This window comes from Variovorax sp. LG9.2 (genome assembly GCF_035018885.1).
Taxonomy (GTDB): domain Bacteria; phylum Pseudomonadota; class Gammaproteobacteria; order Burkholderiales; family Burkholderiaceae_C; genus Variovorax.
Window position 1 is genome coordinate 64754 of the sequence record NZ_JASJXB010000015.1, and the last position, 13377, is coordinate 78130.

Genomic DNA, 13377 nt, shown 5'->3' on the forward strand with positions numbered 1-13377 from the left:
ACTCACCAAGGCGACTTGGCGTTTTCCCTTAGGCAGTACTACCGAGAGCATCCCCGCACTCATGCGAATACAAAAAGAATCAGGGCCGCCCAATAATTGGGCCGCTCAAAACCGTTATCGCTACCGCAACCGCAACCGCGAACCCTTCATCACCACTGCAGGAGACATGACTTGACCCGCTTCCCGAAAAAAATTGCCACTGCCATCGCGCTGGCAGCCCTCACCACTTTCGCCATGGCAGCCGATCCGATCAAGATCGGCGTCGACGGTCCGTTCACCGGCGGCTCGTCGTCGATGGGCGTGAGCATGCGCGACGGTGTCCGGCTCGCCGCAGCTGAAATCAACAAGGCCGGCGGCGTGCTCGGTCGCCAGATCGAACTGGTCGAACGCGACGACGAAGCCAAGAACGAACGTGGCGTACAAATCGCCCAGGAGTTCATCAACAAGGAAAAGGTGACCGCGGTCGTCGGCTACATCAACACCGGCGTGGCACTGGCCTCGCAACGCTTCTTCCAGGACGCCAAGATCCCGGTGCTGAACAACGTCGCGACCGGCTCGGTCATCACGCACCAGTTCGACAAAGACCCTGAAAATTACGTGTTCCGCAACGCTGCGCACGACAGCATTCAGGCGCCGATGATCGTGGAAGAAGCCATCACCCGCCGCGGCTTCAAGAAGGTCGCCATCCTGGCCGACTCCACCAACTACGGCCAGCTCGGCCGGGAAGATCTGGAGAAGGCGCTGAAGGCCAAGGGCATCACCCCGGTCGCCGTCGAGAAATTCAACATCAAGGACGTCGACATGACGGCCCAGTTGCTCAAGGCCAAGGAAGCCGGCGCCGAGGCCATACTGACCTACGGCATCGGCCCCGAGCTGGCGCAGATTGCCAACGGCATGACCAAGCTGGGCTGGAAAGTGCCGATGGTCGGCAGCTGGACGCTGGCGATGGCCAACTTCATCGACAACGCGGGCCCCGGCGGTGACGGTGCGCGCATGCCGCAAACCTTCATCCAGGAACCGACCACTCCAAAGCGCAAGGCCTTCATCGACAACTTCGTGACGACCTTCAAGCCGAAGAACAACCGGATGGATTCGCCGGTGTCGGCCGCCCAAGGCTACGACTCTATCTACCTGTTGGCCGCCGCCATCAAGCAGGCCGACAGCACCGAAGGCCCGAAGGTCAAGGCCGCGCTGGAAGACCTGAAGACGCCGGTCGAAGGCGTGGTGACGACGTACACCAAGCCGTTCAGCAAGGACGACCATGACGCCATCACCTCGAACATTCCGGTGTTCGGTGAAGTCAAGGGCGGCCGCGTGGTGTTCGCCAACGCCGAAGACCAGAAGTCGGCCGGCACCGTCCGACTGAAAAAGTAAAGCGCCTCGCGCCGAGCGCCGCCCCGGGGTCCAGCCCCGCGGCGGCGCGTTTTTCGTTTAACCAAAGAGCCGTCATGCAAATCCTGACCCAACTCATCTTCAGCGGCATCGCGCTGGGCATGATCTACGCCGTCATCGCGTTCGGTTATCAACTCACCTTCGCGACATCCGACACGTTGAACTTCGGGCAGGGCGATGCGCTCATGCTGGGCGCACTGGTCGGCCTCACGCTGGTCGGCCTGGGCGTCAACTACTGGCTGATGATCCCGATCGTTTGCGTGTTCGGTGCCTTTCAGGGCGCCGTGGTCGAACGCATCGGCGTCCGGCCAGCCATCAAGATCAAGTCGGAGTTCGGATGGATCATGTCGACCATCGCGCTCGGCATCATCTTCAAGAACGTGGCTGAAAACGTCTGGGGCCGCGACGACCTCAAGTTCCCTTCACCATTGCCCGAATCGCCTCTGCACTTCCTCGGCGCCAACGTTCTGCCAATGGAAATTCTGGTGGTCGGCGGCGCGCTGCTCATGATGCTGGCGGTCGAGTTCTTCAACCGCAAGACGATCTACGGCAAAGCGGTGGTCGCGACCTTCAACGACCGCGACGCGGCGAAGTTGATGGGCATCAACACCGGGCTCGTCATCACCTTTTCTTATGCGCTGTCGTCGATGACGGCAGCCTTTGCCGGCGTGCTGATCGCACCCTTGACGCTCACCGGCGCCACCATGGGCGCGGTGCTCGGGCTCAAGGCTTTTGCGGTCGCCATCATTGGTGGGCTGACCAGTGGCATGGGGATCGTGGTGGGCGGGATCATCCTGGGCATCGCCGAGACCACGACCGGCTTTTATCTGAGCACCGGTTACAAGGATGTGCCCGGCCTGGTGCTGTTGTTGATCGTGCTGGCCGTGCGCCCGGCGGGTCTGTTCGGCAAGACCGCCATCAAGAAGGTCTGAGCGAGCTCAACCGACATCCCCATGAAAAAGCAACACCTCCTTCTGTACATCGCGGGCATCGCCGCGCTGCTGCTATTCCCGATCGGTATCGACAATCCGTACTACATCCACCTGCTCGAAACCATCATGATCTATGCGATCGTGCTGTTCGGGCTGGACATCGTGGTCGGCTACACGGGCCAGGTTTCTCTCGGCCACGCAGGCCTCTTCGGCCTCGGTGCCTACACTGCCGGCGTGCTGGTCATGAAGCTCACCGCGCCGATCTGGATCACCATCCCAGCCGCCGTGCTTTTCACTGCCGGCTTCGGCGCCTTGCTCGCATTGCCCGCGCTCCGCGTGTCCGGGCCTTACCTCGCGATGGTCACGCTGGCCTTCGGCACCATCATCCAGATTCTCATCAACGAGATGAGCTTTCTGACCGAAGGCCCGATGGGCATCAAGCTGAACAAGCCAACGCTCTTCGGCCATCGGCTCGACGAACGCGAGTACTACTGGCTGGTGGCGGTGCTCATGGTGCTGGCGCTGATCGTGGTGCATCGCATCCTGCGCTCGCACCTGGGCCGCGCCTTCGAAGCGTTGCGCGGCAGCCCTGTCGCGTCGGATTGCATGGGTGTTTCGGTGTACCGCTACAAGGTTTATGCGTTCGTCATCAGCGCCGGTTTCGCGGGACTGGCCGGGTCGCTCTACGCGTACTCCGAGCAATACATCTCGCCCAACTCGTACAACTTCGAACTCACCGTGCTGTTCCTGCTGGCCGTGATCATGGGTGGGCGCAAGAGCCGCATCGGCTCGCTGGTGGGCGCCGCCATCATCGTTCTGCTGCCCAAGTTGCTGGACGATATCGCGATGTTCCGATACGTGTCGGTCGGACTGGCGGTCATGGTGCTGGCGGTCGCTGTCGTAGCGGTACGGCGCGGCAAGTCGACGCCCGCGCAGATGGCCATTCCGGTGGTCGGCACCATCGCGCTGGCGGCCCTGTCGTTCTGGTTGCAGACCATGACCGACTGGCGTCTGTCGATCTTCGGGATCATTACCCTCTTCGTTGTGTATTACCTGCAAGACGGCATCGTCGGCTTCGTGCGCACCGCCCTCAATCTGAAGCGCCCCAAAGCGCGCTCGGATATCACCGGCGACGTGCAGTTCACACCGGTCGACGCGGTGTCGCAGGCGGCTGGCGGCACCGGCAGCGCCGAAGTGCTGAACGCGACCGGCGTGCTGATGCAGTTCGGTGGCCTCAAGGCACTCAACAACGTCGACTTGAGCATCAAGCGCGGCACCATCCACGGCCTGATCGGCCCCAACGGTTCGGGCAAGAGCACGATGATGAACGTGCTCACGGGCATCTACGTGCCGACCGCGGGCGCCATTTCTTTCGCCGGCCGCTCGCTGGTCGGCCGCACCTCGTCGGACATCGCCTTGTCGGGCATCGCACGGACCTTTCAGAACGTGCAATTGTTCGGCGAAATGACGGCACAGCAGAACGTGCAGGTCGGCCTTCACCACACATTCGAGAGCAACCTGATCGACGTATCGATTCACACACCGCGTTACCGGCGCGAGAGCGTGGCATCGATCGAACGGGCGCTCGGCTTGCTGCGCTTCGTCGGGCTCGAAGAGCTGTCGCAGGAAGAGGCGCGCAACCTGCCCTATGGCAAGCAGCGGCTGCTGGAGATCGCACGCGCGCTGGCGCTCGACCCGCAACTGCTGCTGCTCGACGAGCCGGCCGCAGGCCTGACGGCACCGGACATCAAGGAACTCATCACGATCATCCGAAAGATCCGCGACCACGGCGTGACCGTGATCCTGATCGAGCACCACATGGACGTGGTCATGAGCATGTGCGACACCGTGTCGGTGCTCGACTTCGGTCAGAAAATCGCCGAGGGCGAACCCGCCGCGGTGCAAGCCGACGAAAAAGTCATCGAGGCTTACCTCGGCGGGCAAGCCTCCGACGAAGCGCAACCCGCCTGAGGCGGCGAGAGAACAACATGCTCACTATCCAGAATCTCTTCGCCGGCTACGGCAAGGTACAGGTGCTGCAAGGCATCTCGATCGAAGTGCCCAAAGGCAAGGTCGTCACGCTGATCGGCTCGAATGGCGCCGGCAAGACGACGACGATGCGCGCTGTGTCCGGAATGATCTCGCCGACCGGCGGCGAGATCACGCTGAACGGCAAGCGTATCGACGGGCTCGAGTCGTATCACATCGCCAAGCTGGGCCTCGCCCATTCACCCGAAGGCCGCCGCGTCTTCGCGACGATGACGGTGACCGACAACCTCATCCTCGGCGCCTTTCCACGGCTGACTGGCAGCCGGCCCAAGGGCGACGTCAGCGCCGACCTGGAGCGTGCGCTGGAGCTGTTTCCGCGGCTGAAAGAACGGCGTATGCAACTTTCGGGCACCTTGTCGGGCGGCGAGCAGCAGATGCTGGCGATGGCGCGCGCGATCATGCTGAACCCTGAAGTCGTGTTGCTCGACGAGCCTTCGATGGGTCTCGCGCCGATCCTGGTCGAAGAGGTGTTCCGCATCATCGCGCGGCTGAAAAGCGAGGGCGTGACGATGCTGCTGGTCGAACAGTTCGCGGCCGCTGCGCTCAAGGTGGCCGACTACGGCTACGTGCTGGAGAACGGCCGCATCTCGGTGCATGGTCCGGCCGCCAAGTTGCGCGACGACCCCGCAGTGAAGGCCGCGTATCTGGGCGGCAGCCACTAACTGCGACAACGCCGAGTCCGGCCTGATGGCCGGTAACTCCAGAGGTAACGGCTAAGGCAATGACTGAGTTTTTAGCGGCTGCAAGCCGGTCGCCACAGTCGGATACAGCAGCCGCACACGCAACTCGCGCTTCATGCGCGTGTTGTCGAGCCGGCGCGATTCGCCCATGAAGCTGAGCAACGACAGCGGCAACTCGGCTCCCGCCTGCTCGCGTGCGATGCGTCTGGGCCGGGGCAAGCCGTAGAGATCGGCCGCCAGGTCGACGTAGTCACCCATCTTGATGTCACTGTCGTCACTGGCATTGAACACGCGCTGCGTGCCGCCACGCCACAGCGCCACCACGCAGGCCCGCGCCAGGTCGTCGGCATGGATGTGATTGGTATAGACGTCGTCTTCACTGCGCAACACAGGCGTGCCTTTGCGGAGACGCTCGCGCGGCGTGCCGCCTTCGCGGTCGGGCGCGTAGATGCCGGGGATGCGCAGGATACGCACTGCCACGCCGGCGCGGCCGAGCCATCGCACCGAACGCTCGGCATCGACACGACGGTGCGCGCGGGGCGTGTGTGGGCTTGCCGCGCGCGTCTCATTTACCAGCGCACCACCGCAATCGCCGTAGACGCCGCTGGTCGAGCCGTAGACGAGTGCGTCGGGCAACGAGCGCAGGCGCAGTGCTCGCGCGAGCGCGACGGTGCGAGCGTCACGCCACCATCCCGTGCCCTCGACGTTGGCCGGTGGCGCCAGATGCAGCACGCGCGTCGCGATGCCGGCAAGACGCCCCAGCGAGCTCGGCACATCGAGATCGGCGACCAGCGGCGTGATCCCGGCTGCGCGCAATGCGGGCACCCTGTCGGGCGAAGAAGTCAGCGCGACCAGCTGCACACGGCCGCGCAAGGCGAGTGCGGCGCGCATCCCGACATCGCCGCAGCCGACGATGAGTACCCTTGCTCGCCGAAAGCGCGCAGGCCGCGCGCCAATGGGACTGTTGATTGAAGGCAAAATCCGTGTCCCTTCCAGAGATTGACCGAAGAATACCCATGACCAGCGCCGCGCCGCACGAAGCGGGCTTTTCCATCAGCATCGAGCCGAGCGGCAGAAGCTTTGTCGTGCAACCCGACGAAACCATCCTCGCGGCAGGCATCCGCCAGGGCATCGGCCTGCCCTACGGCTGCAAGGACGGCGCCTGCGGCTCGTGCAAGTGCAAGAAACTGTCCGGCGAAGTCACGCTCGGGACGCATCAAAGCAAGGCGCTGAGCGCCGAAGAAGAACTTGCCGGCTACGTGCTGACCTGCTGCGCGCGCCCGCAGAGCGACGTCGTTCTCGAGTCGCGCCAGGTGACCGAGGCCGGCGCTTTCCCGATCCGCAAGATGCCGGCGCGCGTGGCGGCGCTGGTCAAGAAATCGCACGACGTCGTGATGCTGCGCCTGCAGTTGCCAGCCGGCGAGCCGCTGCAGTTTCATGCCGGCCAGTACGTCGAGTTCATCCTGCGCGACGGCGCACGGCGGAGCTATTCGATGGCCAACGCGCCGCATACGTTGGGTGAGCCGGGTACCGGCATCGAACTGCACATTCGGCACTTGCCCGGCGGCAAGTTCACCGACCACGTGTTCGGCGCGATGAAAGAGAAAGAGATTCTTCGCATCGAAGGCCCGTACGGCAGCTTCTTTTTGCGCGAAGACTCGGAAAAGCCGATCGTGCTGCTCGCCTCGGGTACAGGTTTTGCACCGATCAAGGCACTGCTGGAGCATATGAAGTTCAAGGCCATCGACCGCGCTGCGATCTTGTACTGGGGCGGCCGCCGGCCCGAGGATTTGTACATGGATGAATGGGTGCGGGCACAGCTCGCCGGAATGCCCAACCTGCGCTACGTGCCTGTCATCTCCAACGCCGTGCCCGATGACAACTGGACCGGTCGAACCGGCTTCGTGCATCAGGCCGTGCTCGAGGACTTCGCAGACCTTTCGGGCTATCAGGTGTACGCCTGTGGCGCGCCCATCGTGGTGGACTCGGCCAAGCGCGATTACATGGCGCTGGGTGGACTGCCCGAAGAGGAGTTCTTCGCAGACGCCTTCACGACAGAGGCGGACAAGGCAATTCCCTGACGCCATGGCCATGAACAAACGCACCTTTCTTGTCTTGCTGGCGCTCAGCGCTGCCGTGGTCCAAGCGCCAGCGCAGGCGCAATCGAACAGCCGTCCGATTCGTCTCGTCGTGCCTTACGCAGCCGGCGGCCCGATTGACGTCACCGCGCGCATCCTGGCCGAGCGCGTCAAAGACGTGCTCGGGCCGGTCATCATCGACAACAAGCCCGGTGCGGGCGGCAACATCGGTGCCGACATCGTCGCCAAAGCGCCACCGGACGGCCTGACGATCGGCATCGCGGCGACGGCAACCAACGCTGTCAACCCGTGGCTTTACAGCAAGATGCCGTTCAACGCGGCGACCGACTTCGCACCCCTCACGCAGATGGTCCGCGTGCCCAATGTGCTGGTGATGAACGCGGCGGCCGCGGAGCGCCTGAAAATCAACACGGTGGCCGACCTGATTCGCTACGCCAAGGCCAACCCCGCCAAACTCAACTACGGGAGCGGCGGCAACGGCAGCGCCGGCCATCTGGCGGGCGAGTTGTTCAAGAAGGAGGCCGGCATCTTCGCGGTACACATCCCTTACAACGGCGGCAGCCCGGCCCAGCTGGCGCTGGTCTCGGGCCAGGTCGATTTCAACTTCGACAACCTTGCGACCGCAGCGCCGAACATCCGGTCCGGCAAGCTGAAGGCGATCGCCGTGACGACGTTGCAACGCAGCCCGTCGCTGCCCGAGGTGCCGCCGGTGGCCGAAACGCTCAGGGGCTTTTCGGTCGATACGTGGTGGGGCTTGGTGGCGCCGGCCGGTACGCCGCCCGACGTGATCGCCAAGCTGAACAAGGCCTTTGTCGATGCGCTCAATGCGCCGGAAACAAAGACGCGTTTTGCATCGCTGCTGGCCGAACCCGTGCCGACGACGCCGGATCAGTTCGGCGCGTTCATGAAAAGTGAGATGGCCAAGTACGAGAAAGTCGTCAAGGCCACGGGCGCAAAGGTGGACTGAGCGGTTACTCGCCGACTATTCCCCAAGATAGGCGGCGCGGACTTTCGGATCGCTCAGCATCACCTTGGCATCGCCGAACATGGAGATCAGCCCCGACTCCATCACATAGCCACGGTCGGCGAGCTGCAGCGCGCGGTTTGCGTTCTGCTCGACCAGCAAGATGGTCACGCCCTGCGACGCCACCGTTTGCACGACCTCGAAGATCTTGTCGCACATGATCGGCGACAGGCCCATCGTCGGCTCGTCGAGCAACAACACTTTGGGGCGCGCCATCAAGGCACGTCCCATGGCAAGCATCTGCTGCTCGCCACCCGACATGGTGCCGGCCAGTTGCGTCGCGCGCTCTTTCAGGCGGGGGAACGTCGTGAAAACGCGATCGATGTCGTTGCCGATCTCGACCTTGTCCGTGCGAATGTAAGCGCCGATCTGCAGGTTCTCGGTGATCGTCATGCGCGTGAACACGCCACGGCCCTCGGGCACCATGACCAGGCCCTCCTTGACGAGATCCCAGGCGCCGCGGCCCTTGATGTTCTTGCCCAGGAATTCGATGGTGCCGCCGAGGTGCGGCAAGGTGCCGGTGATGGCCTTCATCGTTGTCGTCTTGCCGGCGCCGTTGGAGCCGATCAACGAAACGAGCTCGCCCTCTAGCACTTCGAAGTCGATGCCCTTGACGGCCTGAATGCCGCCGTACGCGACTTTCAGGCCGCTGACCTTGAGTAGTGTCTGGGCCATGTCAATGTCCTCCGGTGCCGAGGTAAGCCTCGATCACCTTTTCGTTTTTCTGTACGTCGGCGGGCACGCCTTCGGCGATTTGTTTGCCGTAGTCGAGCACCGTCACGCGGTCGCACAAACCCATGATGAGCTTCACGTCGTGTTCGATGATGAGCACCGTGCGGTTGTCCTTGCGAATGCGGTCGATGAGTTCGCGCAACTGCAGCTTCTCGGTCGCGTTCATGCCGGCAGCCGGTTCGTCGAGCGCGATGAGTTTCGGGTCTGTCGCTAGAGCACGCGCGATTTCGAGCCGGCGCTGGTCGCCATAGCTCAGGGTGCGCGCCTTAAAGTCCGCGTACTTGCCAACACCGACGTACTCGAGCAGTTCCATCGCGCGTTTGGCAATCGCCGCTTCCTCCGTCTTGAAACTGCTCGTGCGAAAGATCGCGCCGAACACGCCCGAGTGGGTGCGCACATGGCGCCCGACCATCACGTTCTCGAGGGCCGTCATTTCAGCAAAAAGGCGGATGTTCTGAAAAGTGCGGGCGATGCCGGCTTGCGCCACCTCATGCACCGCCGTGGGTTGGTACGGCTTGCCGCCCAATTCGAAGCTGCCGCTGTCCGGCGTGTAGAGCCCGGTGATCACGTTGAAGAAGGTCGTCTTGCCGGCGCCGTTGGGGCCGATCAGGCCGTAAACCTGGCCCTGCTTGATGGTGATGCCCACGTCCGACAGCGCCTGCAAGCCGCCGAAACGTTTGGAGATGCCGCGCACCTCGAGAATGGTTTCAGTCATGTGCTGGCTCGTTCAAGGATTGATCGACATCGGACGCGCGGCACCGCCGGGCACTTCATCGGATGGTGCCTCGAGGCCCGAGCCGTGCTGCTGGATCGATCCATCGATCGGCACCGGGCTGCCCTTGGCCGACGCGAGCGACTTGCCGTGGTCTGGCGATGGCCACAAGCCACGCGGCCGTACCAGCATGATGATGATCATGGCAAGCGCGATAAAGAGCTGGCGCAGGATGGATGCATCGAGTCGGCCGTCGGTCAGCGCCTGGAGCGGACCCGCCACGTAGCGCAGCACCTCGGGCAGCGTCGCCAGCAATACCGCGCCGAGGATCACGCCCGGCAAATGGCCGATGCCACCCAGCACGACCATCGCGACGATCATCACCGACTCGTTCAAATTGAAAGACTCCGGCGTGATGGCGCTTTGGAACGACGCGAACATGGCACCCGACACGCCGCCAAAGCTGGCGCCCATGCCGAAGGCCAGCAGCTTCATGTTGCGTGTGTTGATGCCCATCGCCTTGGCGGCGATTTCGTCCTCCCGAATCGCCATCCAGCCACGCCCGACTCGCGAGTTCTGCAGGCGGTGCGAGATGACGAGCGTGACCAGCACGAAGACCAGAAACAGGTAGTAATACAGCGTGACCGAAGACATCGTATAGCCGCCGATGGTCAAAGACTTGCCCAGATTGAGCCCGAAAAAATGCACCGAATCGATCCCGTCGATGCCTTTTGCGCCGTTGGTGATGTTGGCCGGGTGGTCCAGCGTGTTCATGAACACACGAATGATTTCACCGAAGCCCAGCGTCACGATGGCCAGATAGTCGCCGCGCAGTTTGAGCGTGGGTGCGCCGAGCAGCACACCAAAAACCCCCGCGAGACCCAGCGCCAGCGGAATCACCACCAGCAGCGGCGTGTGCAGCCCACCCGGAAACATCGCGGCGATGGCCGGGAAGTTATCGGTCAACTGCGAGGAATTGAGCAACGCGTACATGTACGCGCCGATCGCATAGAAGGCCACATAGCCCAGGTCGAGCAGACCGGCGTAACCGACCACGATGTTCAAGCCCAGCGCCAACAGGCAATAGAGCAAAGCGGTGTCGGCGATGCGCACCCAGGCATTGCCGAACTGCTGCAGGATATGCGGCAGCACGATGAGGGCAATGGCCGCGAGGATGAAGAGAACAATGCTTTTTTTCTTTTGCATGGTGTTCACTCCTTAAGCTCGGTCTGCCACGCGCTCGCCCAGCAAGCCGGATGGTCGCACGGTCAGTGTGATGATGAGGATCACGAACGCGAAGATGTCGGCATGCTGGCTGCCCAGCACATCGCCTGTGAGCGTGCCCAGGTAACCGGCCCCGATCACTTCGACCAGTCCCAGCACCAACCCGCCGACCACGGCGCCCGGCAGGTTGCCGATGCCGCCGAACACCGCCGCAGTGAAGGCCTTGAGGCCGGGCAAGAAACCCATCGAGTGGTTGGCGATGCCGTAGTTGGAAGCTTGCATCACGCCAGCGATGGCTGCGAGCACCGCACCGATGACGAATGTCGCTGAAATCACCACGTCAGGGCGGATGCCCATGAGCGACGCGACGCGCGGGTTCTCGGCGGTGGCACGCATCGCGCGGCCGAGTTTGGTGTAGTTGACCAACCAGGTCAGCACGGCCAATGAAATAGCGGTAACGACCAGGATCATGATTTGCGTGGGCGAGATCGACGCGCCGGCCACATTGATGGAATCCGAGGGCAACAAGGTCGCATAAGGCTTGTTGGTCGGCTTCCAGATGATCATCGCCAGCGTCTGCAGCAGGATCGACATGCCGATAGCCGTGATGAGCGGAGCCAGCTTGGGGCTGTTTCGCAGTCGCCGGTAAGCCAGCTTCTCGATCACGAAATTAAGCGTGGCCGCGACGACGCAGGCGCAGATCAGCGCGATGATGAGCATGAGCCAGCCTGGCATGCCGGGCATCGACTCCTGCATGAAGCGGATCACGCTCCAACTGGTGAGCGCGCCGACCATCAGCACTTCGCCGTGCGCAAAGTTGATGAGGTTGATGATGCCGTACACCATGGTGTAGCCCAAGGCTATCAAGGCATACATGCTGCCGAGAACCAGACCGTTGATGATCTGCTGCAGCAATATTTCCATAACGAGTCCCTACGCACCGGATTGGCGCCGTTCAGCTACCTAGCAAAATTCCCGCCAGACCCGATCGGTTGGCGGCAAGGTGGGCGGGATTGTAGGCACGCATGCACGCTACTTTGGTGCATTCGGGGCACGGGTTTTCCCGCTGTGGCGTGCGCTCACCACAGCCTTTTGCAGATTGCGCATGCGGTGATGTCGGGCCTGATGTCTGCAGTCGATCGCTGTTGCAAAGACCATTCATTTGGTCGGCTGCCAGTCAGTCTTTTGCGTCGCCGTTTTTCTTGCGGAGCTCGCGCAGCTTCTCGGCAATACGGATCTCCAGCCCGCGTTCGACAGGGCGATAAAACGGCGGCGGTGCCATACCGTCGGGCAGATAGCTCTCACCGGCAGCAAAGCCGTCGGCCTCGTCATGCGCATAGCGATAGCCTTTGCCGTAGTCGAGCTCCTTCATGAGCTTGGTCGGTGCATTGCGCAGATGCATCGGCACCGGCCTCGTCCCGTCGTTCTTGATGAAGGCCTTGATCTCGTTGTACGCCTTGTAGACCGCGTTCGACTTGGGCGCCATCGCCAGGTAGATCACGCATTCGGCCAGCGCGAGCTCGCCTTCCGGCGTGCCAAGGCGCTCGTAGACTTCGGCTGCGTCCAGCGCGAGCCGCAGTGCCCGCGGGTCGGCCAGGCCGATGTCTTCGCTGGCCATGCGCACCAGGCGGCGCGCCATGTAGCGCGGGTCGGCGCCGCCATCGAGCATTCGCATGAACCAGTAGAGCGAGGCATCGGGGTCGCTACCTCGGACCGATTTGTGCAGCGCGCTGATGGTGTCGTAGAACTGTTCGCCGCCCTTGTCGTAGCGCCGCATGCGCTCGCCCAGCACGCGCAGCAACCAGTCGTCGGTAATTTGCTCGATCTTTTCGGCACCAGCGGCAACGGCCAGCGTCTCGAGCGTGTTGAGCAGGCGGCGCGCATCACCGTCTGCATAGGCAACGAGCCGGTCGATCGCAGCGCCTTCGATGGCCGGCACCGCGTTGATCTGCTGGGCGCGCGTGACGATCTGTTTCAGGTCGTCCTCACCCAGCGGTTGCAGCACGTACACCGCAGCCCGCGAAAGCAGCGCCGAGTTCACCTCGAAGGAAGGGTTCTCGGTCGTCGCGCCGATGAAGGTGAACAGGCCTGACTCGACGTGCGGCAAGAAGGCGTCCTGCTGGCTCTTGTTGAAGCGATGCACTTCGTCCACGAACACGATGGTGCGCCGTTGTTCCAGGCCATCCCGCGCGACCGTGGCGCGATCGACCGCATCGCGAATGTCCTTTACACCGCCGAGCACCGCGCTGATGCTCAAGAACTGCGCATCGAACGAATCCGCCATCAAACGGGCGATGGTCGTCTTGCCGGTGCCGGGCGGTCCCCAGAGGATGCAGGAGTGCGGCTGGCCCGACTCGAACGCGATGCGCAGTGCCATGCCCGGTCCGAGCAGGTGCTGCTGGCCGATGACCTCGCCCAGCGTCTTCGGTCTCAGGCGCTCGGCCAGTGGTTGGTGTGATGTCGCTGCAGTGGCTTGGGATTTGACGGCCATGGGAACATTTTGCGATGCCGCGCTACAAGAACGGGAGCGCTA

12 protein-coding genes are annotated in these 13377 nt (G+C 62.9%); 6 read left to right on the forward strand and 6 right to left on the reverse strand.

Translation table 11 applies throughout. The features are described from left to right. Positions 1-234 precede the first annotated feature (234 nt). The 4 genes from QN413_RS16315 (at position 235) to QN413_RS16330 (ending at position 5035) form a co-directional block, all read left to right on the forward strand. Positions 235-1374, forward strand: coding sequence for an ABC transporter substrate-binding protein (locus QN413_RS16315; RefSeq protein WP_323497693.1), 1140 nt, complete (start codon positions 235-237; stop codon positions 1372-1374). A gap of 74 nt (positions 1375-1448) precedes the next feature. After that, entirely contained in the window at positions 1449-2324 is an 876-nt protein-coding gene (locus QN413_RS16320) for a branched-chain amino acid ABC transporter permease (RefSeq protein WP_323497633.1), read from the forward strand. A 21-nt stretch (positions 2325-2345) separates the two neighbouring features. Then, a complete protein-coding gene (locus QN413_RS16325) occupies positions 2346-4295 on the forward strand; it encodes a branched-chain amino acid ABC transporter ATP-binding protein/permease (RefSeq protein WP_323497634.1) in 1950 nt (649 codons plus the stop codon). A gap of 17 nt (positions 4296-4312) precedes the next feature. Continuing rightward, the gene (locus tag QN413_RS16330; protein WP_323497635.1) at positions 4313-5035 is read left to right on the forward strand and encodes an ABC transporter ATP-binding protein; all 723 of its coding nucleotides are present in this window, start codon (positions 4313-4315) and stop codon (positions 5033-5035) included. Between the two features lie 51 nt (positions 5036-5086). Here QN413_RS16330 and QN413_RS16335 read toward each other — a convergent pair whose 3' ends face one another. Beyond that, entirely contained in the window at positions 5087-6031 is a 945-nt protein-coding gene (locus QN413_RS16335; RefSeq protein ID WP_323497636.1) for an SDR family oxidoreductase, read from the reverse strand. Positions 6032-6069: 38 nt separating this feature from the next. Here QN413_RS16335 and QN413_RS16340 point away from each other — a divergent pair, with 38 nt between their 5' ends. After that, complete coding sequence (locus tag QN413_RS16340; protein WP_323497637.1) at positions 6070-7134, forward strand: CDP-6-deoxy-delta-3,4-glucoseen reductase; 1065 nt, start codon at positions 6070-6072, stop codon at positions 7132-7134. Between the two features lie 10 nt (positions 7135-7144). Continuing rightward, a complete protein-coding gene (locus QN413_RS16345) occupies positions 7145-8119 on the forward strand; it encodes a tripartite tricarboxylate transporter substrate binding protein (RefSeq protein WP_323497638.1) in 975 nt (324 codons plus the stop codon). Between the two features lie 15 nt (positions 8120-8134). Here the strand turns inward: QN413_RS16345 and QN413_RS16350 are convergent, their stop codons facing one another. The 5 genes from QN413_RS16350 to QN413_RS16370 form a co-directional block, all read right to left on the reverse strand. Next, positions 8135-8851, reverse strand: coding sequence for an ABC transporter ATP-binding protein (locus QN413_RS16350; RefSeq protein ID WP_187052823.1), 717 nt, complete (start codon positions 8849-8851; stop codon positions 8135-8137). 1 nt (position 8852) lies between these two features. After that, positions 8853-9623 (reverse strand): ABC transporter ATP-binding protein, encoded by a 771-nt coding sequence (locus QN413_RS16355; protein WP_323497639.1) that lies wholly within the window; start codon positions 9621-9623, stop codon positions 8853-8855. 12 nt (positions 9624-9635) lie between these two features. Beyond that, positions 9636-10826: a branched-chain amino acid ABC transporter permease gene (locus QN413_RS16360; protein WP_323497640.1), complete on the reverse strand. Its 1191-nt coding sequence runs from the start codon at positions 10824-10826 to the stop codon at positions 9636-9638. Positions 10827-10838: 12 nt separating this feature from the next. Beyond that, entirely contained in the window at positions 10839-11768 is a 930-nt protein-coding gene (locus tag QN413_RS16365; RefSeq protein ID WP_187052826.1) for a branched-chain amino acid ABC transporter permease, read from the reverse strand. Positions 11769-12021: 253 nt separating this feature from the next. Continuing rightward, complete coding sequence (locus tag QN413_RS16370; protein WP_323497641.1) at positions 12022-13335, reverse strand: replication-associated recombination protein A; 1314 nt, start codon at positions 13333-13335, stop codon at positions 12022-12024. Between the last annotated feature and the right edge of the window lie 42 nt (positions 13336-13377).

What these genes read in the sequence shown, in the direction of transcription:
- QN413_RS16315 (WP_323497693.1), top strand. Translation starts at nt 235, where the DNA reads ATGGCAGCCGATCCGATCAAGATCGGCGTCGACGGTCCGTTCACCGGC.
- QN413_RS16320 (WP_323497633.1), top strand. Translation starts at nt 1,449, where the DNA reads ATGCAAATCCTGACCCAACTCATCTTCAGCGGCATCGCGCTGGGCATG.
- QN413_RS16325 (WP_323497634.1), top strand. Translation starts at nt 2,346, where the DNA reads ATGAAAAAGCAACACCTCCTTCTGTACATCGCGGGCATCGCCGCGCTG.
- QN413_RS16330 (WP_323497635.1), top strand. Translation starts at nt 4,313, where the DNA reads ATGCTCACTATCCAGAATCTCTTCGCCGGCTACGGCAAGGTACAGGTG.
- QN413_RS16340 (WP_323497637.1), top strand. Translation starts at nt 6,070, where the DNA reads ATGACCAGCGCCGCGCCGCACGAAGCGGGCTTTTCCATCAGCATCGAG.
- QN413_RS16345 (WP_323497638.1), top strand. Translation starts at nt 7,145, where the DNA reads ATGAACAAACGCACCTTTCTTGTCTTGCTGGCGCTCAGCGCTGCCGTG.
- QN413_RS16350 (WP_187052823.1), bottom strand. Translation starts at nt 8,851, where the DNA reads ATGGCCCAGACACTACTCAAGGTCAGCGGCCTGAAAGTCGCGTACGGC.
- QN413_RS16355 (WP_323497639.1), bottom strand. Translation starts at nt 9,623, where the DNA reads ATGACTGAAACCATTCTCGAGGTGCGCGGCATCTCCAAACGTTTCGGC.
- QN413_RS16360 (WP_323497640.1), bottom strand. Translation starts at nt 10,826, where the DNA reads ATGCAAAAGAAAAAAAGCATTGTTCTCTTCATCCTCGCGGCCATTGCC.
- QN413_RS16365 (WP_187052826.1), bottom strand. Translation starts at nt 11,768, where the DNA reads ATGGAAATATTGCTGCAGCAGATCATCAACGGTCTGGTTCTCGGCAGC.
- QN413_RS16370 (WP_323497641.1), bottom strand. Translation starts at nt 13,335, where the DNA reads ATGGCCGTCAAATCCCAAGCCACTGCAGCGACATCACACCAACCACTG.